This window comes from Weissella koreensis KCTC 3621, assembly GCF_000277645.1.
The window spans coordinates 128,239-152,891 of sequence record NZ_AKGG01000012.1 but is presented as its reverse complement, the minus strand read 5'-3'; the positions used below and the strand labels follow the sequence as shown (position 1 = coordinate 152,891).

32 protein-coding genes, 3 tRNA genes and 1 pseudogene are annotated in these 24,653 nt (G+C 31.0%); 20 read left to right on the top strand and 16 right to left on the bottom strand.

Annotated features, from left to right (window positions below):
* The first annotated feature begins 81 nt into the window (after positions 1-81).
* The gene (nrdE, locus tag JC2156_RS04930) at positions 82-2,253 is read left to right on the top strand and encodes a class 1b ribonucleoside-diphosphate reductase subunit alpha (protein ID WP_006845622.1); all 2,172 of its coding nucleotides are present in this window, start codon (positions 82-84) and stop codon (positions 2,251-2,253) included.
* A gap of 26 nt (positions 2,254-2,279) precedes the next feature.
* Positions 2,280-3,242 carry a class 1b ribonucleoside-diphosphate reductase subunit beta gene (gene nrdF, locus JC2156_RS04925; protein ID WP_006845621.1) on the top strand — a complete coding sequence of 321 codons (963 nt, stop codon included), beginning with the start codon at positions 2,280-2,282 and terminating at the stop codon, positions 3,240-3,242.
* 133 nt (positions 3,243-3,375) lie between these two features.
* On the opposite strand, the gene JC2156_RS04920 is transcribed toward nrdF, so the two are convergent.
* Entirely contained in the window at positions 3,376-4,476 is a 1,101-nt protein-coding gene (locus JC2156_RS04920; RefSeq protein ID WP_006845620.1) for a M24 family metallopeptidase, read from the bottom strand.
* A gap of 214 nt (positions 4,477-4,690) precedes the next feature.
* Here JC2156_RS04920 and ccpA point away from each other — a divergent pair, with 214 nt between their 5' ends.
* Positions 4,691-5,689, top strand: a complete 999-nt coding sequence (gene ccpA / locus JC2156_RS04915) for a catabolite control protein A (protein WP_006845618.1) — start codon at positions 4,691-4,693, stop codon at positions 5,687-5,689.
* A gap of 113 nt (positions 5,690-5,802) precedes the next feature.
* Positions 5,803-5,891 (top strand) — tRNA-Ser (locus tag JC2156_RS04910).
* Positions 5,892-6,073: 182 nt separating this feature from the next.
* Here the strand turns inward: JC2156_RS04910 and JC2156_RS04905 are convergent.
* The 8 genes from JC2156_RS04905 to JC2156_RS04870 form a co-directional block, all read right to left on the bottom strand.
* Entirely contained in the window at positions 6,074-6,754 is a 681-nt protein-coding gene (locus tag JC2156_RS04905) for a site-specific integrase (RefSeq protein ID WP_006845617.1), read from the bottom strand.
* Positions 6,751-6,930 (bottom strand): hypothetical protein, encoded by a 180-nt coding sequence (locus tag JC2156_RS04900; protein WP_006845616.1) that lies wholly within the window; start codon positions 6,928-6,930, stop codon positions 6,751-6,753. Before JC2156_RS04900 ends, JC2156_RS04905 begins: the two co-directional genes overlap by 4 nt.
* 286 nt (positions 6,931-7,216) lie before the next feature.
* Entirely contained in the window at positions 7,217-8,152 is a 936-nt protein-coding gene (locus JC2156_RS04895; protein WP_006845615.1) for a hypothetical protein, read from the bottom strand.
* Between the two features lie 47 nt (positions 8,153-8,199).
* Positions 8,200-8,273: transfer RNA gene (locus JC2156_RS04890), tRNA-Ile, on the bottom strand.
* Between the two features lie 256 nt (positions 8,274-8,529).
* Entirely contained in the window at positions 8,530-8,868 is a 339-nt protein-coding gene (locus tag JC2156_RS04885; protein WP_006845614.1) for a hypothetical protein, read from the bottom strand.
* Between the two features lie 74 nt (positions 8,869-8,942).
* Positions 8,943-9,476: an Ltp family lipoprotein gene (locus JC2156_RS04880; RefSeq protein ID WP_006845613.1), complete on the bottom strand. Its 534-nt coding sequence runs from the start codon at positions 9,474-9,476 to the stop codon at positions 8,943-8,945.
* Between the two features lie 290 nt (positions 9,477-9,766).
* A complete protein-coding gene (locus JC2156_RS04875; RefSeq protein WP_006845611.1) occupies positions 9,767-10,108 on the bottom strand; it encodes an ImmA/IrrE family metallo-endopeptidase in 342 nt (113 codons plus the stop codon).
* Positions 10,109-10,219: 111 nt separating this feature from the next.
* A complete protein-coding gene (locus tag JC2156_RS04870; protein ID WP_006845609.1) occupies positions 10,220-10,558 on the bottom strand; it encodes a helix-turn-helix domain-containing protein in 339 nt (112 codons plus the stop codon).
* Positions 10,559-11,273: 715 nt separating this feature from the next.
* Between JC2156_RS04870 and JC2156_RS04865 the strand changes: the two genes are divergently transcribed.
* The 7 genes from JC2156_RS04865 to JC2156_RS04840 all read left to right on the top strand — a co-directional run bounded on the left by JC2156_RS04865 (position 11,274) and on the right by JC2156_RS04840 (position 15,532).
* A complete protein-coding gene (locus tag JC2156_RS04865) occupies positions 11,274-11,636 on the top strand; it encodes a hypothetical protein (RefSeq protein ID WP_006845608.1) in 363 nt (120 codons plus the stop codon).
* Positions 11,633-11,779, top strand: coding sequence for a hypothetical protein (locus JC2156_RS08995; protein WP_006845607.1), 147 nt, complete (start codon positions 11,633-11,635; stop codon positions 11,777-11,779). The genes JC2156_RS04865 and JC2156_RS08995 overlap by 4 nt, the downstream gene beginning before the upstream one ends.
* Positions 11,780-11,940: 161 nt before the next feature.
* Positions 11,941-12,657 carry a phage portal protein gene (locus JC2156_RS04860; RefSeq protein WP_006845606.1) on the top strand — a complete coding sequence of 239 codons (717 nt, stop codon included), beginning with the start codon at positions 11,941-11,943 and terminating at the stop codon, positions 12,655-12,657.
* A gap of 114 nt (positions 12,658-12,771) precedes the next feature.
* Entirely contained in the window at positions 12,772-13,365 is a 594-nt protein-coding gene (locus JC2156_RS04855; protein WP_006845605.1) for an OB-fold protein, read from the top strand.
* A 415-nt stretch (positions 13,366-13,780) separates the two neighbouring features.
* The gene (locus JC2156_RS04850; RefSeq protein WP_013989167.1) at positions 13,781-14,002 is read left to right on the top strand and encodes a hypothetical protein; all 222 of its coding nucleotides are present in this window, start codon (positions 13,781-13,783) and stop codon (positions 14,000-14,002) included.
* Positions 14,003-14,340: 338 nt separating this feature from the next.
* Positions 14,341-15,156, top strand: coding sequence for an FtsK/SpoIIIE domain-containing protein (locus JC2156_RS04845; RefSeq protein WP_006845604.1), 816 nt, complete (start codon positions 14,341-14,343; stop codon positions 15,154-15,156).
* Positions 15,157-15,262: 106 nt separating this feature from the next.
* Entirely contained in the window at positions 15,263-15,532 is a 270-nt protein-coding gene (locus tag JC2156_RS04840) for a hypothetical protein (protein ID WP_006845603.1), read from the top strand.
* A gap of 359 nt (positions 15,533-15,891) precedes the next feature.
* On the opposite strand, the gene JC2156_RS08990 is transcribed toward JC2156_RS04840, so the two are convergent.
* The 6 genes from JC2156_RS08990 to JC2156_RS04815 form a co-directional block, all read right to left on the bottom strand.
* The gene (locus tag JC2156_RS08990; RefSeq protein WP_006845602.1) at positions 15,892-16,032 is read right to left on the bottom strand and encodes a hypothetical protein; all 141 of its coding nucleotides are present in this window, start codon (positions 16,030-16,032) and stop codon (positions 15,892-15,894) included.
* A 272-nt stretch (positions 16,033-16,304) separates the two neighbouring features.
* On the bottom strand, positions 16,305-16,802 hold the full coding sequence (locus JC2156_RS04835; protein ID WP_006845601.1) for a GNAT family N-acetyltransferase: 498 nt from the start codon (positions 16,800-16,802) through the stop codon (positions 16,305-16,307).
* Between the two features lie 29 nt (positions 16,803-16,831).
* Positions 16,832-17,197, bottom strand: a complete 366-nt coding sequence (locus tag JC2156_RS04830; protein WP_013989165.1) for a TIGR02328 family protein — start codon at positions 17,195-17,197, stop codon at positions 16,832-16,834.
* 42 nt (positions 17,198-17,239) lie between these two features.
* Positions 17,240-17,313: transfer RNA gene (locus tag JC2156_RS04825), tRNA-Ile, on the bottom strand.
* Between the two features lie 48 nt (positions 17,314-17,361).
* Complete coding sequence (locus JC2156_RS04820; RefSeq protein ID WP_038241142.1) at positions 17,362-17,610, bottom strand: SemiSWEET family transporter; 249 nt, start codon at positions 17,608-17,610, stop codon at positions 17,362-17,364.
* Between the two features lie 494 nt (positions 17,611-18,104).
* The gene (locus tag JC2156_RS04815; RefSeq protein ID WP_006845599.1) at positions 18,105-18,485 is read right to left on the bottom strand and encodes a PH domain-containing protein; all 381 of its coding nucleotides are present in this window, start codon (positions 18,483-18,485) and stop codon (positions 18,105-18,107) included.
* A gap of 352 nt (positions 18,486-18,837) precedes the next feature.
* On the opposite strand from JC2156_RS04815, the pseudogene JC2156_RS04810 reads away from it, so the two are divergent.
* Positions 18,838-19,573 (top strand): annotated as a pseudogene (locus JC2156_RS04810) (class I SAM-dependent methyltransferase).
* A gap of 145 nt (positions 19,574-19,718) precedes the next feature.
* On the opposite strand, the gene arsC reads toward JC2156_RS04810, so the two are convergent.
* Positions 19,719-20,129: an arsenate reductase (thioredoxin) gene (arsC, locus tag JC2156_RS04805; protein ID WP_081482761.1), complete on the bottom strand. Its 411-nt coding sequence runs from the start codon at positions 20,127-20,129 to the stop codon at positions 19,719-19,721.
* A 318-nt stretch (positions 20,130-20,447) separates the two neighbouring features.
* Here arsC and JC2156_RS04800 point away from each other — a divergent pair, with 318 nt between their 5' ends.
* The 8 genes from JC2156_RS04800 (at position 20,448) to JC2156_RS04765 (ending at position 24,148) form a co-directional block, all read left to right on the top strand.
* Positions 20,448-20,915 (top strand): GNAT family N-acetyltransferase, encoded by a 468-nt coding sequence (locus tag JC2156_RS04800; protein WP_006845593.1) that lies wholly within the window; start codon positions 20,448-20,450, stop codon positions 20,913-20,915.
* A gap of 138 nt (positions 20,916-21,053) precedes the next feature.
* The gene (locus tag JC2156_RS04795; protein ID WP_006845592.1) at positions 21,054-21,443 is read left to right on the top strand and encodes a tautomerase family protein; all 390 of its coding nucleotides are present in this window, start codon (positions 21,054-21,056) and stop codon (positions 21,441-21,443) included.
* A gap of 296 nt (positions 21,444-21,739) precedes the next feature.
* Positions 21,740-21,994: a hypothetical protein gene (locus JC2156_RS04790; RefSeq protein WP_006845590.1), complete on the top strand. Its 255-nt coding sequence runs from the start codon at positions 21,740-21,742 to the stop codon at positions 21,992-21,994.
* 305 nt (positions 21,995-22,299) lie between these two features.
* The gene (locus tag JC2156_RS04785) at positions 22,300-22,506 is read left to right on the top strand and encodes a CsbD family protein (protein ID WP_006845589.1); all 207 of its coding nucleotides are present in this window, start codon (positions 22,300-22,302) and stop codon (positions 22,504-22,506) included.
* A 23-nt stretch (positions 22,507-22,529) separates the two neighbouring features.
* Complete coding sequence (locus JC2156_RS04780) at positions 22,530-22,772, top strand: GlsB/YeaQ/YmgE family stress response membrane protein (RefSeq protein ID WP_006845588.1); 243 nt, start codon at positions 22,530-22,532, stop codon at positions 22,770-22,772.
* A gap of 169 nt (positions 22,773-22,941) precedes the next feature.
* A complete protein-coding gene (locus JC2156_RS04775; RefSeq protein ID WP_006845587.1) occupies positions 22,942-23,304 on the top strand; it encodes an iron-sulfur cluster biosynthesis family protein in 363 nt (120 codons plus the stop codon).
* Between the two features lie 14 nt (positions 23,305-23,318).
* The gene (locus tag JC2156_RS04770; protein WP_006845586.1) at positions 23,319-23,573 is read left to right on the top strand and encodes a hypothetical protein; all 255 of its coding nucleotides are present in this window, start codon (positions 23,319-23,321) and stop codon (positions 23,571-23,573) included.
* Between the two features lie 278 nt (positions 23,574-23,851).
* Positions 23,852-24,148 carry a CsbD family protein gene (locus JC2156_RS04765; protein ID WP_420794673.1) on the top strand — a complete coding sequence of 99 codons (297 nt, stop codon included), beginning with the start codon at positions 23,852-23,854 and terminating at the stop codon, positions 24,146-24,148.
* Positions 24,149-24,653 lie beyond the last annotated feature (505 nt).

Genomic DNA, 24,653 nt, shown 5'->3' with positions numbered 1-24,653 from the left:
GTGGTTGGTTTATAAAGAGGGCCAAAGTTATTTTAACCATTGGTCTTTTTTATTTGATCTGATAATAAGGGAGTATATGAAATGGCATTAGACACGTTGAATCAAGATGAAGTAACTTATTTTGATTTGAATAATGAATTAAATATTCCAAAAAATGGGATGATTCAAATTGACAAAGATCGTGAAGCATTAGAAGCATTTTTAAAAGAAAATGTTATTCCAAATACACTTAAATTTGATTCTTTAAAAGCTAAATTTGATTATTTACTAGAGAACGAGTTTATTGATAAAGATATGTTGAATCAATATGACTTTGCTTTTATTGAACAACTATATGCTTTCCTCAAGTCAGAACAATTTAAATTTAAATCATTTATGGCAGCATACAAATTTTATGCACAATATGCATTAAAAACAAACGACCAACGTTTCTATGTTGAAAATTATATTGATCGTGTGGCCATGAACTCTTTGTTTTATGCCAATGGTGATGAGACATTAGTAATGAATTTAGCTAATGAAATGATTCATCAACGATACCAACCAGCTACTCCATCATTTTTGAATGCTGGAAAGGCACGTCGAGGAGAATTAGTTTCCTGTTTCGTCTTGCAGACGACTGATGATATGAATTCCATTGGACGCGTCATTAATTCAGCATTACAGTTATCTAAAATGGGTGGCGGAGTTGGAATTAATTTATCTAATTTACGAGAAGCAGGTGCAACGATTAAAGGGACTGCTAATGCTGCATCCGGGGTTGTACCAGTGATGAAGTTATTAGAAGATTCATTTAGCTATTCCAACCAAATGGGTCAACGCCAAGGAGCAGGGGTAGTATATTTATCAGTTTTCCATCCAGATATTATGCAATTTTTGTCGACTAAAAAGGAAAATGCTGATGAGAAAATACGGGTTAAGACCCTTTCTTTGGGGCTTACTGTTCCAGATAAGTTTTATGAATTAATCAAAAAAGACGCTATGATGTATCTTTTTTCACCTTACGATGTGGAAAGAGAGTATGGGGAACCTTTCAACTATATCGACATAACTGATGAGTATGATAATTTGGTTGCTAATCCGCGTATTAAAAAAACTATGATTAAGGCCCGTGATTTAGAAAATGAAATTTCAAAGTTACAGCAAGAGTCTGGTTATCCATATATTATTAATTTGGATGTAGTGAATCGCGCTAATCCAATTTCAGGTAAGGTGGTTTCTTCCAATCTTTGTTCAGAAATTTTGCAGGTTCAAACGCCAAGCATTATTAATAATAAACAAGAGTATGAAGAAATGGGGACTGATATCTCATGTAATTTGGGATCAACTAATATCGTTAATATGATGGAGACTAATGATTTTGCTTCATCAGTTGAAACTATGATTCGGGCCCTTTCGTTTGTCTCAGATAATTCAAAATTAGATGTTGTACCATCAGTCCAAAAAGGAAATCAAGCACTACATGCTGTCGGTCTTGGTGCGATGGGATTAGCAGCGTATTTTGCTAAAAATAAGATGTATTATGGTGATGAAGAAGCTTTGGACTTTACCAATATGTATTTCATGATGCTAAACTATTACTCATTATTGGCCTCGAATCAGATTGCTAAAGAGCGGAAAATTACTTTTGATGGGTTTGAAGAATCTGAATATGCTAATGGAAAATATTTTGATAAGTATCTACAAAATAATTTCCAACCTAAGACAGAAAAAGTTCAGGAATTATTCAAGCAACACCATATTCCAGATCAAGCTGATTGGCAGTATTTAAAAGAACAAATACAAAAATTTGGACTTTATAACGCTTACCGGTTAGCAATTGCACCGACTGGATCAATCTCATATGTAAATGATTCAACGGCTTCGTTACATCCAATTATTAATAAGATTGAGGAACGACAAGAGAAAAAGATTGGTAAAATTTATTATCCAGCGCCATATTTGAAAAATGATACACTTCCATATTATGAATCAGCGTATGATCTTGATATGAGGAAAGTAATTGATGTTTATTCAACTGCTCAACAACATATTGATCAGGGGATGGCTTTAACTTTGTTTATGCGTTCTACTTTGCCAGAAGGACTTTATGAGTGGAAAAATGGGCGTACCAATAAGATGACCACTCGTGATTTGAATATCTTAAGGATGTATGCTTATCATAAGAATATTAAATCAGTTTATTATATTCGAACTTATACTGATGATGACGGTGAATTGGGTGTCAATGAGTGTGAATCATGTTCAATTTAAGAAAATGATAGGGAGAATTATTAGATATGGCGGAGAATTATCAAGCAATCAATTGGAACGTTATTGAGGATCAGATTGATAAGGCAACATGGGAGAAATTAACTGAACAATTTTGGCTCGATACCAGAATTCCTTTGTCAAATGACTTGGATGATTGGCGAAAAATGACTGAAGAGGAACATTATTTGGTAGGGCACGTGTTTGGTGGTTTAACCTTATTAGACACACTTCAATCTCAAGATGGGATGACCTCATTAAAGGAAAATATTCGAACACAGCATGAAGAAGCGGTCTTAAATAATATCGAGTTTATGGAATCAGTGCATGCTAAGTCATATTCATCAATTTTTGAAACATTAAATAGTTCAGAAGAAATTGATGAGATTTTTTCATGGACTAATCAAAATGAATATTTACAATATAAGGCAAATAAAATTAATGCTGTCTATCAAAATGGAACAGCCCTTCAAAAGAAGGTAGCATCTGTCTTTTTGGAGACATTCTTATTTTATTCAGGATTTTACACCCCGCTTTACTATTTAGGACATAATAAGTTGAACAATGTTGCTGAAATTATTAAATTAATTTTACGTGATGAATCTGTGCATGGAACATACATTGGATATAAATTCCAACTTGGCTTTAATGAGTTGGGTGAAGGTGAGCAAGCTGAATTTAAGAATTGGATGTATGAATTCTTACTAGATTTATATAATAATGAAGAGCAATTTACACATGAATTATATGACCCAATGGGATGGTCAGAATCAGTCTTAACTTTCATTCGTTATAACGCCAACAAGGCTTTGATGAATTTGGGGCAAGATCCTATTTTCCCAGATAGTGCTGATGATGTTAATCCCATTGTTATGAATGGGATTTCAACGACTACATCTAATCATGACTTCTTCTCACAGGTTGGAAACGGTTATAGACTTGGTCAAGTTGAAGTTATGGATGATAGTGATTACAATTATGGGTTAAATTAATAAGTAAAAAAAGACTAGTTAGAGATTGGTTCTAACTAGTCTTTTAATTTGGAGTTAACATATTAAACAGCATAAATTCCTGAAAATTAAGCTCAATTTTCAGAGTTTACAAGAGATATTATTATATTTTAAATTAATCAATAATTCTAAGATCTTTTGATAGATGAGTAAATGAATCAGCACCTGATTCTGTTAATACGATTGAATCTTCAATCCGAACTCCCATGTCACCAGGAATATAAATTCCAGGTTCAATTGAGAAGGCCATTCCAGGTTCAAGTACTAAATCATTTCCACCCATGATTTGTGGGAATTCATGGACAGAAGAACCAAGTCCATGGCCTAGACGATGGACAAAGTATTCTCCATAACCTGCTTTGGTAATGACATCACGAGCAATACCATCTAATTCACTGGCAGTCATACCGGGCTTAACTTGTGATTGAGCAGCAAGTTGAGCTTCTAAGACGACTTGATAAACATCGCGTTGATGGTCCGAAACATTACCAAAAGCGACTGTTCGAGTTGCATCAGAGACATAACCATCATGAATTGTACCTAGGTCAAAGAGCGCCATATCACCCTTCTTTAATTCAGTTAACCCCGTGGCACCATGAGGATCGGCAGCATGGGCACCAAATTGGACTAATGTCTCAAATGACATTCCAGGAATTCCACGTTTCTTAGTCTCAAATTCTAGACTGGCTGCGACTGATAATTCAGTCGTTCCAGTTTGAAGAGCAGCAAAGCCTGCTTCAAATGCCAAGTCGGCATCATCACCAGCTAAATGCATTTTCTTAATTTCATCGTCTGACTTATGCAAGCGCATATTTTGAATTATTTCTGTCAGATCACCTTCAAATTTAATTTCGGGCAATGCAGATTTAATCAATTCGGCGCGAGCCAATGTTAATTGTTCACTTTCAATCGCCCAATGAGTTAAGTGATTGGTATTTTCTTTAATGTGATTAGCAAGGATTTGCCAACCATTTTCATGGTCTTGGTATCCATAAACTGGGAATTGCCAACCTGTTGATTTAACCGCCTCAACTTCTAGCGCCGGAGCGAAAATAATTGGATCATCTTGAGCAAAAACAACTAATGCTAAAATGCGCTCAATAGGGTCCGACTCGAAACCAGTTAAGTATGAGATAGAATGGAAATCCGAAAAATATGCAACATCTAATTGGTTGGTGTTTAGCCATTGTTGAACTTGATTAATTTTTGAAGACATAATATTACTCCTTATCAATATATTAATGTATATTTTACACTTTTATGATAAAATTTTCATTTGATTTACATAATTTAGTAGTTTTTTTAATAAAGACATTGTGAAAATGTTGCTTAGCCCCTGGTAAATTAGGAATGAAAACGGTTGTATTTATTTTCATAAATTGATATAATAGCCTTTATATCAATTAATTTATCAAAAGGAGGTACTTAATATGGAAAAACAAGCGGTTACAATTTATGATGTTGCACGCGAAGCAGGAGTATCAATGGCTACCGTTTCACGGGTTGTCAACGGAAATACAAATGTGCGTAGCGAAACTAAAGATAAAGTTGAAGCAGTTATTGCTAATTTAAATTATCGACCTAATGCAGTTGCGCGTGGATTGGCATCACGGAAAAGTACAACTGTTGGAATCGTGATTCCTGATGTAACAAATATCTATTTTTCAGAATTATCACGTGGAATTGATGACGTTGCACGAATGTACAACTATCAAATTATTTTAGCTAATTCGGAAGAAAAGAATGCATCTGAAGTAGTGGAATCATTATTAAGTAAACAAGTTGATGGTATTTTATACATGGGAAATATCATTGATGATCGTTTACGAGAAGAATTGGATAAGTCTAATGTGCCAGTTGTCTTATCAGGATCGGTAGATTTAAAAAATCAAAAGCCGTCAGTCAACATTGATTATATTTCTGCTGTGCAAGAAATTACAGAAAAATTAATTGCAAGCGGACATAAAAAAATTAGTTTCATTTCAGGACCACTTAATCAAACAATTAATAGTGATTTTAAATTAAAGGGTTATCAAAATGCATTGGAAGATGCTGGAATTGAATATGATGAAGATTTGATTTTTGCTGGTGAATATGAGTATGAGAGTGGTTACCAATTAGGTGATGAAATTCGTGATTCTGGTGCTACAGCATCTGTAGTAGTAGATGATGAAATGGCTGCTGGAGTACTTAACTATATGACTGATAATAATGTTAAGATTCCTGATAATTTTGAAGTAGTTACTGTGAATAATTCACATATTACTCTTATGACTCGACCACAATTGAGTTCAGTTATCCAACCAATTTATGATATTGGGGCTGTTTCAATGCGGATGTTAACAAAATTAATGAATAATGAAGAATTAGAAACGTCTGAAGTCTTGTTGGCACACGGCTATGCTAAACGTGAATCAACAAAGAATTAAGGGTTCTTTTTTTACTTAAATCACATTTGTAATCCATGTCAAATTTAATTTGATGTGGTTTTTTTAGTTGATTCGCTTAAATATTATGGTTATAATTAACTATAGTATTTGTTGGAGATATGGCAGAGTGGTAATGCAGCGGACTCGAAATCCGCCGAACCGGTGTAGAGCCGGCGCACGGGTTCAAATCCCGTTGTCTCCTTAATATAAAAAAACAAATCCCGTTGTATCGCGATAATCGTTGATATGACGGGGTTTGTTTTTTATACATGTGTTCGTTGAAGTCCCCAAATGTTCGCCGAAGTTCGAATAAAAGGGTACCTGAGTGGGTACTTTTTAGAAATTAACTAAACTGGTAAAGATATCAGCAGTAGTTTCCTTCATTTATTCAGTTACAGCAGTATAAATTGCCAAGGTTGTTTGAACATCATCATGCCCCAATTGATATTGAAGTTGCTTGATATTCATTCCAGCTTGAGCTGAAAGAGTAGCATAGGTATGTCTAAATCCATGAATTTTAATACGAGGTAAATCTGCTTTCTTAGTAATTGTTTCACACCATTTACGTGGCTTTTGAATTTTCATATAAGATTGTAGGTCATTATTCGTAAAGACAAATCCTTTAGCCTTTAGACCACTTTTAAGAATAGATGTGGCTTGAATAGCTTGATAATGTTTTAATATGTTAATGGTAATTTTATCAATTTTGACAATACGATTACCAGCTTTTGTCTTAGGCGTACTCAAAATCGTATTGCCATTCTTGTCTACTGATAAGGCTTTATTAATAGCAATGGTACATCCGTCAAAATTAATGTCTTTCCATTCCAAAGCTAAAGCTTCACCTTTACGCATTCCAGAAAACGCTAAGAGACGGAAGAGAGCATACACATGGTACTTTTTATCAGCATATAAAATTTCAGCTGTATCTAAAAATGATTTTAGCTGATCCTTTTTATAATAATCAACTCGGTCCATAAATACTGGAGCAGGTTTTGCTTTTGGAAAAGTAACTTTATCAAATGGGTTCTTCTGAATTACTTCAAGTGAAACCAATGTACTCATGACCTGTTTAAATGGATAAAATTTTCAGCTTTACGATAAGTTGATGGCAAAACTTTTTTAGAATAAATATCTAACCAAGATTTAAAAGCGTCATTTAGCGTCATGTTTGAATTGAACTTATCAAATTCACCATCATCAACTTTATTTAAGATATCACGTTCCCATTTCTTGGCCAAAGTTAGGGAATTGATACTTTTTTATTTTTCTCACGGCGCTTACCTAAATTATCCGAGAAAGTAACTCGAACATTATAAGTTCCGTTAGATTGTTTTTTAATACTCATCTTATTTCTCCTTTAAGGCCCCTAGCCTAAAAAATCTAATAATGAGTAAGTAGTTTTAAAGATATGCTCGGGTCTGGTATAATAAATACTCGAAAGAGCTTTAACTAGTTACTTTCATTTTTTGACGCATATCCTTACTTTTAGCGGAGTTGGGGATATGCGTTTTTTTATTTGTTGTGTTAATTTTCAGACCAGCTATTAGCCAATGACTTGACCTTAAATGGTTCGTACACTTTTGAATTATTCATAATAGTAGATACATTGTAATCAGTTTTAAGTGCATAATTTCCATTAGAATCTTTTATGCTGATAGAAATAGAATCAAAATTATTTAACTTATCACCAGCATTTTTTTGCATATTTTCAAGAATGGCCGCCATGACTACACGAACATCTTTATCAGAAGTTACGGTTATTACTGCATTATATGGATCAGCAACGTAACTACCATTGACCTTTACCTTCTTAAAATCAGAACTAGTACCAACTAAATCTTTAATTGTACTGTTCATATCAGTAGAAGAGTCTGACGAAGTAGATATTTCTGTGGAACTTTGTTCGGAACTCGAACTAGATGTTTTTACATTTTCAACACTCTCACTATATTCTTTTCTTGCTTTTTCATCTTCAACGCTATTTAGTGAACTAACGTAAGATTCATATAGTGGAGATTTATTTGATAAATCAAATGATTTCTTATTTTTAGGAAGTCCTTTTTGCTTTGCAACTACGATGATGTGAAAGCCACCGCTTTGTTCAAAATCTTTTGTTTTAGATAGATCTAAAGTTATTTCAGAATTATCATATTTTTTAGATTCAAAGATAATTTCTTTATTTTTAACTTCACCATTATAAATTGTCAAATGAGTATTTTTATGGGTTTTCGGTTTGAATTTAAATAATCCATTTTTATCAGTATTATGATATGAAAGATCATCATAAGAGAGCAATTTATCAGATATATATAAATAAGTTTTTTGATCATGTTTATGTTCTGTATTTTGTTTACTAGCTTTATCACTCACAATTAGCATGACAATGCTTAACAATACACAAAGCAATGTTATCAAAAAACTTTTCTTCTTAAATATAGATAATATTTTATCTAAATCCATTTCCTGCTCCTTAAAATAAACAGTTTACCGTGGATATTAAGCACGTATGGACCCTGTCGGACTCGAACCGACGACCGAACGGTTATGAGCCGTTTGCTCTAACCAACTGAGCTAAAGGTCCGTGGCAGTTTAACGACTTGCAGGTCAATAATTCCTTACTTTGGTAGGAATTTTTATTTATTATTTTTTCAAATGTTTTTCATAAAAATTAAGCAATATAATGAAAATTATTACGCATAAAAATGTTAGTAAAGCTGTAATTAACATTATATAGGGTGGAGCTATAGTGTTTGAAAAGTGTGTCATATTAAATCCTTGTTATGCCTTTCAATGTAAATATTTATGTATCCCGCAGAGACGGGATGAGGTTACTAGTATTACATGTTTAAAAGATCGGGAATCAAAATAAAGCGGATGGCTATGTTAATAATAACGGATAAAGCTATGGCTAAAATAAATAAGAACAATCCAGCACGATTCCAAGTAGACTGAACTTTTTTAAATTCATCAACAGATGAATAATTACCTTTTTTCCAAGCCCAATCGTTTCCTTTGAATCCGCAAACGAAACGCCAAATGAAACCAAAGATAGGAATTAATGTAAAAAATGTTAGATAAGACTTGTTTCCAAATCCCCAGATCCAACTAAACATAAAGGCTCCCCAACTCCATCCTTTAACTTCTTGCGGCGTTACTTTACTATTTTCTTCATTCATAACTAACTACTCCTTAAAAAGTTTATCGTGAATTTTAAACACGTATATGTATCCCGCCAGAGGCGGGAAGTGGATTAATCGTTCAAATGTTGAATAGCATAAGCTGCTTCTTCTGGAGTGAATTTTTCTCCAGCGTCAGAAGTTAATTGTTCTTGGATTGCATCTGGAGACATTGACATATCATCTTGGTATGACTTTGCTTTCTTCAGAGCATATTTATTATAATCAGCATCTAAATTATCAATTGCATATTGTGCAGCTTCAGCACTAAATTGTTCACCAGCATCAGCGGTTAATTGGTCGTAAATACCTGCCTTAGACATGTTCATCATAGATGAATACGACTTAGCTTTGTTTAATGCTGATTTATATTCAGTTGGAACTGATGAGTCACTTTCTGATTCTGAACTAGATTCAGAATCATTACTAATACTTGAATCAGCAGCTTGTGATGATCCATTTGAACTATTATCATCTGAATCTCCACCCATACTTGAAGCAATAATTGCTACAACAATGATTGCTAATATCCAGAACCAGACGCGCTTATAAAAAGGCTTCTTTTGAACGTATGTGTTTCCGTTCTCGTCAGTGATCTTCTTACTCATAATACCTACTCCTTGAGCCTTTTATTGTGGATGCTTAGCACATGATATTAACTTATAATTTCAAATATAGATTCAGAAATAAAATCGAATTCAGAACTACCAGCATAATCGATTAAATTATTTATATCCATGTATAACATAGAAGACAACTCATCATAATTACCATTTTCATAGTTTTTAATAATGCGTTGTGATTCATAAAAATCGCACTCTTTTTGAGAAACAAGATAATACATTACTCGATGATAAAGAGCAGTGGAGGACATTTCAAAATATTCTGTTATGTCATCCTAATTGTTTTTGAGAGCGAATGCACGCATAAAAGCATACGGATTAACCATTATATAGCTTACTAACGTATCAGCTTCTTGTTCTTCTAAATTTCGTCCATTAAATTCATCGTTAATCAAACTATTAAAGTTTTGAGATTGAAATAAATTATTATTTATATGTAAAATATAGTGGCTCAATTCGTGAGATAGAGTGAAAGGCTGACGAGTTATAGGCAGGTATGGGTTTATTCCAATTCTTGGTTGACCATTTTTATAGACAGTCTTACCAGATAAAAAGTCTTTAATTTCATATGGGAAATACTCTTCACCTATTTTTATTTCTAAGTTTAAGTTGGACATAGTTTTCCCATGTTATTAAGTCAACTTTTGTATCAGTAAAAATTGCCACTTTTAATGCTAAGGATGCTGATTTATTGAATAATGATTTAAATTGAGTATCTAGCATATATATTATTTCCACATATCATCTAAGAGGAAACGTGTATATTTATCTAACGCTTTTTTAATCGTGTCTCTTTCTGACTTTGGGACACGAGAGAGATCTATTCTGTAAAATTCTTCCATGCCATCCTCATCAGCTCGATGGGGATTTTTTTCATCTGTGGTCCCTAAAAGATAATCGGTAGTTACTCCTAATACATCTGCAACAGCTTTCAAAGTATCAACTTTCGGTGTAACCGTCTTCCATTGATAAATTGATTTTTGTGCAATTCCTGCTTTTGTTGCTACATCTGTAAGGGATAAGCCACGTTCTTTAGCTGTTTTTTTAGTTATATCTAAAAGAGACATTTTTAATTCACTCCGGTATTTCTAATAAAAGTACAATTGATTGAAATTAACCCTTTATAATAATCACAAAAGGTTGTACTATAACGTTTGTTAAGACAATTAATTATTTTGAATAACAAATAAAACCTAGAAATATAACAAGAAAGCTTTAGCTGTCATACTATAAAAAGTGCAAGCGTGTTATATATAGGGTTATTTCGTATGCATTTATAGTACAATGTATTGTACTTTTTGTAAATGAATTTATTAATTCAATTAACAAATTAAACAGAAAAGGAGATGAATATATGGCCTCAAGTTCTTTGTACATTCGCATTGATAATGTACTTAATAAAATTAATGGATCATATGAGTGGTTGGCTGGATAAATTTATAACAGCAAGGGAACAACATTAAAAGGTTTTTATTTGAGTTCATTAATTCAAAAAATTCAAAACGATTCAGAATTTACAAAATATGAAAAGAAATACATTGAAGAAATGAAGAATATTTTAAATTTTGCAGATTAGAAAAGATGTTAGGGCGATGAAATACGCATATAAAAATACAGATGGACTTTACTTTCAAGAATATTATTTTATGAGTGGTAAGCGAAGATGGAAGTTTATAGATGATTTACGTAAAGCCTACATATGATAAGAATAAAGATGCAAACCGTTTTTACACCTAATACAATAAAAGAGGATATAAGGGATTAGAGAAAAGAGGTGATACTATGAATAAATTTAAAGTAATGCCAATAGTTATATCTATATTTATTGGAATATTTATTTATACTTTTAAATTTAATATCTTTTCTATGAGTGGAATTAAAGATGGAATGAATTCTATAGTAACTTTTGTGTCTATCGTTTTTGGATTCTATGTTGGCATGTTTGGAATATTAATATCTATAACAAGTACAAACATTATGAAGCGTATTCTAAATGACAAAAAAAGCAGAAGGGAATTAAATAATGTGATGATGATGGCAATAACCAGCTCTTTAATAGTTCTGGTTGTTACTATAGCGATTCAAATTAGTGGTATAAAATATCCGACTTTTGAAATATATCATATTGGAATTAATATGGAATGAAAGAGTATAGAAAAGGTCGTTCAAAGACAGTTAGACGTAATATATCTATTCCAGAATATTTAAATAACATTGCTAAGAAGCAAAATATTAATGTTTCTAAGGTGACAACTGAAGCCCTTGAAGAATTAGTTTTTAACGAATAATTTGGGAGGTAACCGCAGAAAACGTTGTGAAGATAAGCCAGTTAAAGAACATGATCATAGTATGGATGTAATACGTTACTTTGTATTCATGGTTCTTTATAAGAATAGAACAGTAAAGGTGTCAGACAAACCGTCTGGCCTTTTTGGTTAGGAGGAACATTTTGGGATTTCCAATTGATAGAGAATTGGCAGGGGATGTTAATAATCCTAGTCTTAAATTATTAGACTTTATATTGCGAAAACAAGCTCATAACAAGAAACGATTCGATAAGTTAGATCGTTATTATAACGGCAAACACGATGTGTTGACTCGTAAGTTAAGTAATAATAGTAAAGCTAATAAGGTAGTAATAAATCACGCTAAGTATGTTACTGATATGGCTGTTGGATTTGTTACAGGAAAACCATTTAGCTACACAGCAGCACCAGGAAAGAATATTAAAGCCATTCAAGATTCTTTTGATGAGATGGACAATATATCTCACGATACCGAACTGGAAAAAGATTTGTCTGTATTTGGAGTAGCTTATGAGTTGTTATACCTTAAAGCGATTGATGATAAGAATACTGAAGAACGGATTGAATCGATTGATCCACGAGGTGTTGTTCTGGTTACTGATGATTCAGTAGAAAAGAATCCTTTGTTTGGTATTCATTATCAGAAAAAGTTTGATTTGAATGGACGTGAAAATGGTTATTTAATTAAGGTTTATACTGCTAAAGGAGATCGAACTGTTTCAGGTCTCAGAATGGTTATAACCAATGTAGCTAAGCCGAAGTATAAGCAAAATTATTTTGATGGAGTTCCTATTATCGAGTATCGTAACAATGAAGTAAAAAAACTTGTTAATTTGCTGGATCATGATTCAATATATTGATACTATATTATTATCATTGTTAAACTTAATTTGATATTTTATCAAATGTATTTACTTATATTTTTTCTATATAGATAATAATGATGAAATAATTTTTGTTTTTGGGAGTAGATAATGTTATTTAGGGTATTAGGAACAATAATAGGACTTATTATATTTGCCTATTTAGTAAAAAAATTTACTGAAGGATTTGCTAGTAGGGAAGTTCCTTTAATTGATATATGGTCTTTTTATGGCAAAATTGGTAAATCTATTATTTCATTCATTGCAATAATTATTATTGTAACAATGTTATTTCCGCATAATAAAGAAATATCTAAACCTATTAATAATCATGATGTGGGTATTAGTAAAAAGAATAATGACATAAAAATCACTAAACAAGATTTAATAAATTCATTTGACAATGATTATAAAGAAGCATCTAAAAAATATTTAAACAAACAAATACAATTTACAAGTGAAATAGATGATACTAGTGGAGATACAGATAATTTAAGCGATTTCAATTCAAATGAGAATAATTTTTCATCATATCTAATCGGTAAAACTATTGCAGGGAAACAGGTAGATATTGTTATGACGACTGAATCTCATCAAGATTTAGAATTCAATAAAGAGTATACATGGACAGGAAAATTAAGCAAAGTTTCTCAATATGAGGGGCGTCCTAGTGTTTTTGATTTTATTGATGTAAAAGTAAAATAGATACATCATGTCACATTTATTGTTTGAAATAAGATATTTCAGATATTTATTAAATAATGATGTGTTATCAAGTTTAAACTGTATAGCCAATTGGAACAAAATTATTTACACTTTTGAATCTTTGAATACTTATCTTATGTTATTCTGTAATTCCTTTGTCTAAAAGCGAAACAGTTTTAGATCATATTTAGTTCTGTTATAATTAATACCGGAAAGAGCTAGTAATAGTTATTTTCAGTTTTACACATATCCTAACTTTTTGCGAAGTAGGGGCTATGTGTTTTTTGTTTTGTTTTGCTTATTTAAAGTTAATCATAAACGAAACATAAGTAATTATTAATTTATGCTCATTGTTAGTTATATATTTGTAATTGATTCTCTGTTGAATTAACCTTGGTGTAAGGAGGAATAGCACATGAAAAAAGTATTATTTTGGTTCATAATTTCAATTATTTTAACCATAATGGCGTTGATAGCTGTTTACTTTAATAATGAACCTATTTTGATTGAGATGAGCAATGGTGGTTTTAAATTAGAGGGTTCATATTTCTGGCCAATTGTGTTGGTAAATGCGTGGACTGTACGCAAATTTTATAAGAATAGAAAATTGGAAAAAGATAGGGAAAGTTCAAAATAGTTTTTGATACCATTGGGTACGTCTTAGAATTAAAGCAGGAAATGGTTTAAGAAAATTAAATATCAGAATTAGGTACTAGCGAGGATGTTTTTTATAATTTAATTGTTAGTGCTTTTATATTATTAATTGAATTTAACTTCAAATGATGGATGTATCAATTGTTACATATATTTTTTGATATTTAGTTATTATGGATATTGTGTAGTTTTTAACGAATTCTTTTGATATATTGTACGTGCATTTTTTAACAAGCAATTCAATTCTAAATCATTTGAATCGACATTAATAATTTATGGGGCATATGGGGAGTTTAAGAGAGGTTGAATAGATAGACACTTATGTTTAATTTAAAAAATAAAGGATCAATTAATGAACTTATCAATATGATAGAAACTAGATACAGTATTTTTAATTTGAAAATCGAAAATGAAAAAATTAAAATCGATAAAGATATTGATTGGGATTATATTAATTCGCCAAACTTGTTGATTCAAGGTAAAAGTGGCAGTGGTAAGACATGCTTGATTTTATCTATGTTAGTACAAATATTAACTAAGACTAAATTTGTGAATATATTTTATCCGACTTATTCATATATATCTAATTTTAATGATATAGACAGTTTAAAAGATAAAATATTTAATGATAATTATGAAATTAGTAAGCAAATTCATAATATTTATGAAGGAATGATTCGTCGATCTAAAATAAATATGAAAATGAATATTGAAGACAAATTAAATTCTTATACTGAAGATGATGTGAAGACTCAATTTATTGTATTTGATGAAATTAGTCTGTGGATTTTAGATGGCCAAAAATATTCTGATAATTCTGAGGAACGTCAAGCTTATAATTTAGCGTTATCAAATCTTTTTGAAATTTTGATTAGAGGTCGTGCTTTGGGAATTTATGTAATTATTTCTATACAGGATAGTTTATTAAGTGTATTACCCTCAATAATACGGAGCCAGATAAATTTAAATATTTTCATGGGTATGTTAGATGATAATGGAACTGTTCCTGCTTTGTATTCTGAATTAAAAGGTTGGGGTGCTGTAAAGAAGCATGATGGGTCGATGCATACATTCTACTCACCGGAAATTCCAAAAAATAATAATTTGCATGAATTCATCAAATATATTGGAATCTAAGGAAGTAAAAAAATGAAATCATTAAAAATTCAGTTACATTTGATACATCAAAAAATAATAAGCAGTCTATAATCCATAATAAAAGTGGAAGTGAGGGTATTAGATTATGGATGGGGATAAGGTTAAATTTTTAATTGATAACGATTTACTAGATTTATCTAATACAATTTTAGATGAAGTTAAAAAATTCGATGTTTTTGCATCTCATAATTTAAATGATTTGGGTAAAGAGTTAGTTGATAATATTGGTGGTTTATCAGAATTGGTATTGGAAAATAATGAAGAAGAATTTGATTATTATTGTTTTGCTAGGGACCACTTAGAAGATGGAAATATTTTTAAAATCGGTGATACTTATGTTCGAAAAAATAAATAATGTTTGTTGATAGAGCTTTTAATGTTAGGGCTCTTTTTTTGTTTGTTAAAATATAAGTAGGGAGAGAATAATTAAGAATATGTTTTCCAAAACAGAAAATTATCAGGCAAGTTAACAATTAATATGCAAGTGAACAACTTGAAGAAATATTCATCCTGTACCTATATTAGATCAAGTATAAGACGTAAGGAACTATTAGAAAAAATAAACCCCTTATCTTTTAAATAAGGAGTTTATTTTATGTTTTTTTATAAAAAAATATGGTTGATGTTTAGCTAGCTATTAACTTTTAAGTCTCAAATTTGGTTTAACAGCTACTTTTTATATTTATCTTGAAAAACATCTATTTAATCTAATTTTTATGCTTTGTTAAGTCCTTCAAAATTATTTAAATCATCTAAAATGATCTCTTTAAATTCATCTGAAAAATTAAGCTCTGGGCTATCAAATATTTCATTACCATAGGCTTCGTTAATGTTATTTATTTTCTTTTTGTGCATATAAAACTCCTATATAATATTTAGTACACTTTAATATTAATTTAACAGTACAATGAATATGTCAGACTATGATTGGCGATTTGAATATTCATTATTCACGTGTTTTAACCGTCAGATATCAGATAAAGGTACGTAGTAGTTTAACGACTTACAGGTCGAAGACTATATAAAAAATATTAGTATCCGGCTTGAGGTAGCTGACTTTATTTAAATCTAATAAATTATTTGAGGCCAAAGAGTAGTAGCTTTTGTGGCGAATTCATTGATAGAAGCTAATTTGAAATTTCTTCTTTAAAAATTCCCATGATCAAACTATCATGATAATCACCTTCTGCAAAGAAGTGTTTTCTTAATTTACCTTCTTCAACGAAACCTAATTTTTTGTATATGTGAATAGCTGTGGAATTATCTGCATCAACATATAAATAAACTTTATGCATGTTTAAAACATTAAATGCATAATCAATACCAGCACTCATTGCCATTTGTGCATAGCCATGACCTTGGTATTTTGAATGAATAATAATTTGAATTTCAGTATTACGATGGAGCGAGTCAATTTCCATCAATTCAACTACGCCTATAAATTGAGAATCTTCTTCTACAACAAAACGTCTCTCAGTTTGATCGAGTACATGCTTATCATAGAGAGTTTGTAGTTCATCAAAAGACGTATATGGTTCTTCAAACCAAAGTGCCATAATCTTACGTGAATTTTCTTGCGTATAAATATAACTCAAGTCTTTCTTTTCTAACGGTCTTATTTTCATATATTTATCCTTATATTTTAGGGTGTTTGTTATTTTATATATATACCTTTTGATTCTAAATTCAAAATACAATCTAAATAGTAATTATCATTATGCTCAGGATAGATTGGTGAATCAAGAGATGTTTTTTGTAAATTTGTGTGACGTGAAAGTTTCGATCCTCTATAATTTTGATCTAGCCATAATTCATTAGGTTTGTAACCACGTCTTGCCATCTCGGACATAACCTTTTGATGGTACTGAAATAATTTATAAGGAGAGTAATTAAACACATAATCAACGGTAGAGTGCTTCTTTCCCCATCCGCCACCTCTTAAAGCGCAGCATTCCCTATGTTGGCCTAAAAGCTGCTGTCTTGGTAATTTAGAGATTAAATTTTCATGCCAGAGTCTCATGTTCATAATCCTCAATTATTTATAGATAAATATCTTTATTTATGGACCCTGTCGGACTCGAACCGACGACCGAACGGTTATGAGCCGTGTGCTCTAACCAACTGAGCTAAAGGTCCAAAACAGTTTAACGACTTGTAGGTCAAGTTTTAATTTTAATTATTTTATTAAATTATAGCAGTGATAAATGCTAATAGTCCAAAAATGATTCCAGGGACATTTGCGAAAATAATAGACGCATCGCGAGTATGACCATCTTCACCAAAGATACCATGAATTGTCCAAAAAACACAGTTAATAGTAGCAACTAATGGTTGGATAGGATTACCTTGCTCACCACTCAAGTTAGACATGATTTGAGGAATGTAAGAAACATACATAAGCACAGACATGATAGAAGCAATTACAGCGATCATATGTAGTGTTTTATTCTGGTTATTATTCAATATATTGAAACCTCTACTTTTTATTATTTAAGCAGTTTCGAGAAATGCTTAGGAAACTTTATAACCAATACAATTAATATTGAAAAGAGTTGATTGTATTAGTTATGCATTATTTTACATTTTTTTCTTTTCATGATCAAATATATCTTTATTTAGAATACCAAATCTTTATCACTCAATGTTGTAAAACCTTTGTTGAAGGGATCAATATAATCATTTTTGATCGGTCACAAAATTGGTACATAAAAATGAGCAGCATCAATGATATTTTAAGTCATTATTATTAATTATTAACTGAAAATAATGAGTTTGATATCACTATTTTAACTAAGAGCTTAGATGAAAGGACCCTGTCGGACTCGAACCAACGATCGAACGATTATTGAACCATTCGAACTAACTAACTGAGCTAAGAGTCCGTGGCAGTTTAATGACTTACAGGTCAATTAATCTTCATTGATTTTTTATAACAAAACATTTACTGCAAGTAATCTTTGAACATCTTTCAAATCTCCGCCTTTTTTGAAAGTTAAAATTTCAGATGGCTCAGCTTGACCTGAAATCCAAATTTTAACTTCTCCATCCAAGTCAAAATGTCCAGAAGTTTCAGTAGAAAATTTTGAAATAGAGCGGTAGATAATTGATTTATATTCAACTTTTGAAGCAGTAATTCCTTGCTTATTAACAACAATTAATCGTTTGTTAGTAAATATAAGCATATCCCTAACTAACTTGAATGCATGTTCAATTCCCTCATTTGGAATTAGTAATGGTGCTATTTCTGATCGAACACTTTTAATCGATACTTCCGAAGCATTACCCATCAAACCATTGATTAAGTCCATGTTTCATTCTCCTTTTGTCTTTTAACGTGGTTACTTAGCACGTGTTTCTACCTGCTTTAAAAGCGAGCAATAAATATATTAATTCCGAAAACTTTACCTTGATAAATAAATGATAAGTCATTTTCAATATTCATAAATAAAAGTATATCAAAGATATGTTTGTATGTATGATGATTAAAAAATCCAAGGGATAATGGTTGAAATATAATACGATCTATTTGAAATTTACGGATACATTGATTGAAACGATTGATTTTAGATTTTATTTTAATCGGTATAGATAACAAAATTAGAATAAAAATAAACAGGAATAAAGATTTTTTTGCTATAATTTTTCATTAGAGGTGGGATTATGAGCAATATATATGATAATGAAAAGTTTTTTGATGAATATTCAAAAATGAATAGAAGTAAATATGGATTAAATGGCGCTGGTGAATGGGAGCAGCTAAAAAAAATATTACCTAATTTAAAAAATAAAACTATGTTAGATTTGGGCAGTGGTTATGGTTGGCATAGTTTTTATGCTGCGGAAAATGGAGCTAATAGCGTTTTAGGAATAGATAGTTCAGATAAAATGTTGGCTATTGCAAAGCAAAAAAATAAATTTAATAATGTAGAGTTTAAGAAAATTGATATTAATAATTTGAATTCTATGAATGCTAAATTCGATTTAGTATTTAGTATTTAGTTCTTTAGCTTTACATTATGTAGAAGATTTTGAAAAAGTCGTCGCTAATGTTCAAACATTATTGAATCCAAATGGAGAATTTATTTTTTCAGTGGAACATCCAATATTTACGTCTGAAGGAACGGAACAATGGACGTTAAATGAAGATGGGTCAATTAAAAATTTTCCAGTTGATCGTTATTTTGATGAGTCAGTTAGGGAAACAAACTTTTGGGAGACACCAGTTATCAAGTATCACCGTACGTTGGAAACGTATATTGAAACTTTGATTAAAAATGGATTTATAATTCAACATCTAGTTGAGCCAACACCACCAGATTCAATGCTGGATATTCCTGGTATGAAGGATGAGTTCCGTCGTACAATGATGATGATTTTATCAGCAAGAAAATTATAATTTATAAATTGAAACGTCCGATAATTATTATCGGACGTTTTTTATGGAGGATTATCTTTTTAAATGTTCTTCAAGCAAAAGGAAATTGCAATAAATTATTGTAAAAAAATAAACGTCCAAGACGACGTTTTAGAAGTGATGTTAGCTATTTTATTTTATTTATTAAGTCATATACTAAATTATCAATGTCATCACGGGTAGTTCGAAAAACATTTAATATTTGATCATTTGACCCAGTAGCTTGTGCGGGGTCATTTAATGGCCAGTGTTCTTTTTTAACGCTGGCTGGCGTCATAGGACACTTATCTTTTGCATCTCCGCATAATGTAATGACATAATCGCTTGATTGTAAATAATCATTATTAATTAAATCAGATGTGTTGGCGGAAATATCAATGCCACGTTCAGCCATTACCTTAACAGCAATATTATTTAAACCATGTTGTTCGACACCAGCACTTTTAATAATCCAATTTGAAGGGGCATATTGCTTAGCGAATCCTTCAGCCATTTGGCTTCTGCATGAGTTACCAGTACACAAGAAATATATTTGCATATTTTAATCCTTACTTATTTATATTATTAAGTTAATGATACTATACTTTAGCTTAAATATAACAATTTATCAATAACTTAATAGTAAGATATAAATTAATTTCATCCATAATAATAATTTTTTTAATCTATGTAAATATGTGATCAAAATAATTCATATCCAATAATTGTCTTTAAAGGTCTTTTTAACATTTTCAACTAGCTATCCTTGCTTACTGTATTTGAGTATAATACAGATATTTAAAACATTTAATTAAAGGCGTTATGAGCTTTCCGACTTAGTTTAGCAAATAATTTTTAATAAAAAGGAATTAATTTAATGATTATACGACAATACTCCGATAATGATCTCAAGTCTATAATAGATATATTTTTTACGGCAATTCTTTCCATAGATACATCTTACTCTGTGGAGCAATTGAAAGCATGGGGAAATATAGATAAAAGAGACGAATTAATGCTTATATGGCAATATGAGTTACAAAAAACATATACATTAGTTGCGATTAAAGATGATAAAATAGTTGGTTTTTCGAATATCAAAAATGATGGATACATCGATTTAATGTATGTACTTCCTGAATACCAACATCAAAAAATAGCTACAAAAATTTTAAAAGAACTTGAAATCCATGCTTATGAATTAGAGCTAAAAGAAATGACGGTACATGCTAGTGCCATTGCAAAAAGTATGTTCCAAAATCAAGGATTTAAAATTTTGCTTAAGCAATCGGTTATAAGGGACCATGTAGAATTATATAACTATAAAATGTATAAAAAATTATAGAACATGTTTTTATGGGATGACTTAAATCAGGTCAGACTAAATTTATTGGCTTATTGTTCAATTAAATATATTGTTAATGGTTAATTTGAATGTATGACTTGCAAGGAATATAATGATCCATAAACGGGAGATAATAATATGCCATTAATGAGGATTGACGTGATCAAAGGTCATGATGAAAAATATTTAAAAACATTACTTCAAATTGCTTATGAGGTTCAAGTGGAAACTTTTAAAACACCAGTAGCAGACCGATACCAAATTTTGACGCAACATGAAAAGTTTGAGATGCAAATTTTGGATACAGGTTTGGGGATGGAACGTACTGATGATTTTGTTTTATTCAATCTAGTAACACGACCACGTTCGACGAAGGCTAAACAACAATTTTATAGCAAGGTGGTTGAAAGACTACATAATGAATTAGGTATACGTGAAGAGGACATTATGTTTAGCCTTATTCCTAATAATGATGATGACTGGAGCTTTGGAAATGGGGAAGCACAATTTTTAAACGATAAATTATAATTAAATAATTCATTTAGACCCATGTAAATTTAAAAATTGAGTAATCGATTTTAACATACTGGTTCAATATGATATGTTTAAGTTTCATAGAACAAAAGTGTTATGCTTATAATAACGTCGAATGGATTTGTGTTACCCCTCAAGAGACACATATCTAAAAGTATAATTTGACGTTGCGTGGAATTATTGTTCTACATAAAAGTAATGACTTAGGTCGTTGCTTTTTTTGTATATATAAATGGTATTAAGAATATTAAAGTAGTATAATGATCTTAAAATTTACGGAGGCCTACAAAATGAATGATGAATATATTTTTGATACTCAAGCACTGATTGAAGGATCAACTTTAAATGAAGATGATTTAACTGAACAAATAGAAACTAAATTTCCAGGTAATAGTTTAATCGTTGGTGGGGATGATGAACTAATGAAGGTACATTATCATACTGATAATCCAGGACGTGTTATAGATTATCTAATTACTATTGGGACTGTATTTGATGTAGTGATAGAAAATATGGAACGCCAAGCAAAGGGACTAAAAGGTTAATATTTATTCTAAAGAGTTAATCCTACAGCGGCTAATAATGTTTAAATTTTAAATAAAATAGGTATAAATGAATAAACGTGTTATGCTTGCCCAGACGTCGGACGAATATTATTTCTTTTAACTCTATTAAAAAAATATTCGACGTCAGGGACAGCCGTCCATAATGAAAAGCAATGACTTCGGTTATTGCTTTTTTAAATATTTAAAAAGTATGATGACAGCGCTTTCTTGGCTATGATATAATATTAATGTAAATAACGTAACTATGAATGTAAATTCATTTTTTTATTAGAGGAGGATTCTATATGGCTTTAGATGACAAGTTAGATGGAATGAAGGATCAAGCAACAGGTAAGGTTAAGGAAGTCTCTGGTAAGGTTACCGGTGATTCACAAAAAGAAGCTGAAGGTAAAGCTGAAGGCTTAATGGGTAAAGCTAAAGAGAAGTTAGGTGAGGTTAAAGATTCCGCTTCTGAAATGGCTGAAGATGTTAAGGAAAAATTTAAAAACTAAAGAATTAATTTAGGGGGGGCAATATGGGATTAATTTGGACGTTAATTATTGGAGCGATTATTGGAGCAATTGGTGGTGCTATTACCAAAACATCGATGGGATGGATAAGTAATATTGTCGCTGGATTGATTGGTTCATGGTTAGGTGAAACATTACTGGGATCATGGGGACCACATTTAGCAGGAATGGCACTTTTCCCATCTATTATAGGTGCAGTAATTGTTGTAATTTTAGTTTCATGGTTAATGGGACGTAGTAAAAACTAGTTAAATTTTAAAAAGACATTGAATTAGTATTATATATTTCTTAATAGTATTAATACACCGAGATTTTTTAATGTCACATACGAAAAGCAATGACTTCGGTTGTTGCTTTTTTTAATCTATATTTTTGAAAAAGTTGTATAATTTATTTATAAAATTAGGAGGTAAGCAAATGTATATTACTTTCACTGATGAAGCAATGAAAAAAATAAGTCCCATTTTAAATCAAAAGAATGATCGACGTATTGTACTTATGTATGAAGATGGTGTTTCACCCTATTCAATAACAGCAGAAGGAGCAATGCAAATTTCATTAGTCATATTAATTTTGCGAAATGATCAACCACTATTACCATGGTTTGATATGGAAGTCGATTCTAATTATGGAAAGATTCCAGTTAAAGGCTATGCTAAAGAGTACTTAGCAGAAAATATGAAGGTTGAAGTGTCAACGTTTGGTGGACTAGTTATTACTAGTGAACAAGGTATTTTGGATGATAGTGTTATTGTCCGTGATGGGACCATGATGGCATAATAAAGGAGTGAAGAATGGTATATTCAAAAGAAAAGGTATCAAACTGGATAGAAGATTTACACTTAAGCACATGGGGCCCAACTACTATTGATTGGAATGAAAAAGTCCACCGTGTTCACATTAGTGTTGAATATGGACGCTCAGAAGAAGTGCGCAAAGAAATTGAAAAGTCTGTACAGTCTGAAATTGATAATGAAACTACGGATAAAGATAATGCACAGGATTTTTTGGATCATCTTTATGTCACTGATTATATGGTAGAAGATTAAATAAAAATATTTTATGGACGTCTGATAGTCGTAACATACGTTTTTTAAATTTACCAATAAAATAGGTATAATTAGATAAACGTGTTATGCTTGCTCAGGCGTCGGATATTATTCCTCTTTTTTATGTAAGAAGCACTCTCTTTAAAAAGCTTATCCGGCGTCAATGGACATAGTCCATAATGAAAAACAATGGCCTCGGTTATTGTTTTTTTGTTTTAAGATAACAATGACAGCGGTTTCTTTATCGTGTTATAATATAAATATTAGCAGTATTAACTATGGATGAAAATTCATTTATTCAACTAGAGGAGGAATCTATTATGGCTTTAGATGACAAGTTAGATGGAATGAAGGATCAAGTAACAGGTAAAGTTAAAGATGTAGCAGGTAAGGTCACTGGTGATCATAAAACTGAAGCTGAAGGTATGGCTGAAGAATTGATGGGTAAGACTGAGGAGAAGTGGGAAGTGGTTAAAGATAACGCTTCTCAAATGCCAATAATGACTTCAATCATTGTCGCCGCAGCAGTTGCGGCGGTTACAACCGCTGTTTTGGTACATCATAAAAAGAATTAAATTATAAGTATTATATATTAACGTCTGATCAGGTTCAGGCGTTTTTTAAATTGATTAATGAAATAGGTATATATAGATTAAAGTGTTATGCTTGCGGTGACGCTGGGTAGCCTTCCCCTGTTTATAAGATTGAATTAGTTATTAATCTATAAATAAGCTATTCCAGCGTTACTAGTTTAATTATTTTTACACATTAAAGCAGTGACTCAGGTTATTGCTTTTTTGTTTGTATCACTATCAACTTATCAGTGCATAAAATGATTTATTTTATCAATGGAAGTGAAGCAGGTGTTGTTAAATTGTGACGTTACTCTTAAACGTTCCTCGTGTTTTATTCTTATTCCTCCAAATTAAAGTGTTAGGATTAATTTTAGAATCTGCCATATTAATAAAATATACTAAAAAGGACTTTGTTATATTTAACAAAGTCCTTTTTGATATAAATAAATTTATTTTTTCTAACATTAGGAATTATTAACGGTATATGCTACAAAAACATATATCT

Bases quoted from the DNA above. Each gene is read 5' to 3' on its own strand.
- nrdE (WP_006845622.1), top strand. From the start codon at position 82: ATGGCATTAGACACGTTGAATCAAGATGAAGTAACTTATTTTGATTTG.
- nrdF (WP_006845621.1), top strand. From the start codon at position 2,280: ATGGCGGAGAATTATCAAGCAATCAATTGGAACGTTATTGAGGATCAG.
- JC2156_RS04920 (WP_006845620.1), bottom strand. From the start codon at position 4,476: ATGTCTTCAAAAATTAATCAAGTTCAACAATGGCTAAACACCAACCAA.
- ccpA (WP_006845618.1), top strand. From the start codon at position 4,691: ATGGAAAAACAAGCGGTTACAATTTATGATGTTGCACGCGAAGCAGGA.
- JC2156_RS04905 (WP_006845617.1), bottom strand. From the start codon at position 6,754: ATGAGTACATTGGTTTCACTTGAAGTAATTCAGAAGAACCCATTTGAT.
- JC2156_RS04895 (WP_006845615.1), bottom strand. From the start codon at position 8,152: ATGGATTTAGATAAAATATTATCTATATTTAAGAAGAAAAGTTTTTTG.
- JC2156_RS04885 (WP_006845614.1), bottom strand. From the start codon at position 8,868: ATGAATGAAGAAAATAGTAAAGTAACGCCGCAAGAAGTTAAAGGATGG.
- JC2156_RS04880 (WP_006845613.1), bottom strand. From the start codon at position 9,476: ATGAGTAAGAAGATCACTGACGAGAACGGAAACACATACGTTCAAAAG.
- JC2156_RS04875 (WP_006845611.1), bottom strand. From the start codon at position 10,108: ATGTCCAACTTAAACTTAGAAATAAAAATAGGTGAAGAGTATTTCCCA.
- JC2156_RS04870 (WP_006845609.1), bottom strand. From the start codon at position 10,558: ATGTCTCTTTTAGATATAACTAAAAAAACAGCTAAAGAACGTGGCTTA.
- JC2156_RS04865 (WP_006845608.1), top strand. From the start codon at position 11,274: ATGAATAAATTTAAAGTAATGCCAATAGTTATATCTATATTTATTGGA.
- JC2156_RS08995 (WP_006845607.1), top strand. From the start codon at position 11,633: ATGAAAGAGTATAGAAAAGGTCGTTCAAAGACAGTTAGACGTAATATA.
- JC2156_RS04855 (WP_006845605.1), top strand. From the start codon at position 12,772: ATGTTATTTAGGGTATTAGGAACAATAATAGGACTTATTATATTTGCC.
- JC2156_RS04850 (WP_013989167.1), top strand. From the start codon at position 13,781: ATGAAAAAAGTATTATTTTGGTTCATAATTTCAATTATTTTAACCATA.
- JC2156_RS04845 (WP_006845604.1), top strand. From the start codon at position 14,341: ATGTTTAATTTAAAAAATAAAGGATCAATTAATGAACTTATCAATATG.
- JC2156_RS04840 (WP_006845603.1), top strand. From the start codon at position 15,263: ATGGATGGGGATAAGGTTAAATTTTTAATTGATAACGATTTACTAGAT.
- JC2156_RS08990 (WP_006845602.1), bottom strand. From the start codon at position 16,032: ATGCACAAAAAGAAAATAAATAACATTAACGAAGCCTATGGTAATGAA.
- JC2156_RS04835 (WP_006845601.1), bottom strand. From the start codon at position 16,802: ATGAAAATAAGACCGTTAGAAAAGAAAGACTTGAGTTATATTTATACG.
- JC2156_RS04830 (WP_013989165.1), bottom strand. From the start codon at position 17,197: ATGAGACTCTGGCATGAAAATTTAATCTCTAAATTACCAAGACAGCAG.
- JC2156_RS04820 (WP_038241142.1), bottom strand. From the start codon at position 17,610: ATGATCGCTGTAATTGCTTCTATCATGTCTGTGCTTATGTATGTTTCT.
- JC2156_RS04815 (WP_006845599.1), bottom strand. From the start codon at position 18,485: ATGGACTTAATCAATGGTTTGATGGGTAATGCTTCGGAAGTATCGATT.
- arsC (WP_081482761.1), bottom strand. From the start codon at position 20,129: ATGCAAATATATTTCTTGTGTACTGGTAACTCATGCAGAAGCCAAATG.
- JC2156_RS04800 (WP_006845593.1), top strand. From the start codon at position 20,448: ATGATTATACGACAATACTCCGATAATGATCTCAAGTCTATAATAGAT.
- JC2156_RS04795 (WP_006845592.1), top strand. From the start codon at position 21,054: ATGCCATTAATGAGGATTGACGTGATCAAAGGTCATGATGAAAAATAT.
- JC2156_RS04790 (WP_006845590.1), top strand. From the start codon at position 21,740: ATGAATGATGAATATATTTTTGATACTCAAGCACTGATTGAAGGATCA.
- JC2156_RS04785 (WP_006845589.1), top strand. From the start codon at position 22,300: ATGGCTTTAGATGACAAGTTAGATGGAATGAAGGATCAAGCAACAGGT.
- JC2156_RS04780 (WP_006845588.1), top strand. From the start codon at position 22,530: ATGGGATTAATTTGGACGTTAATTATTGGAGCGATTATTGGAGCAATT.
- JC2156_RS04775 (WP_006845587.1), top strand. From the start codon at position 22,942: ATGTATATTACTTTCACTGATGAAGCAATGAAAAAAATAAGTCCCATT.
- JC2156_RS04770 (WP_006845586.1), top strand. From the start codon at position 23,319: ATGGTATATTCAAAAGAAAAGGTATCAAACTGGATAGAAGATTTACAC.
- JC2156_RS04765 (WP_420794673.1), top strand. From the start codon at position 23,852: ATGGATGAAAATTCATTTATTCAACTAGAGGAGGAATCTATTATGGCT.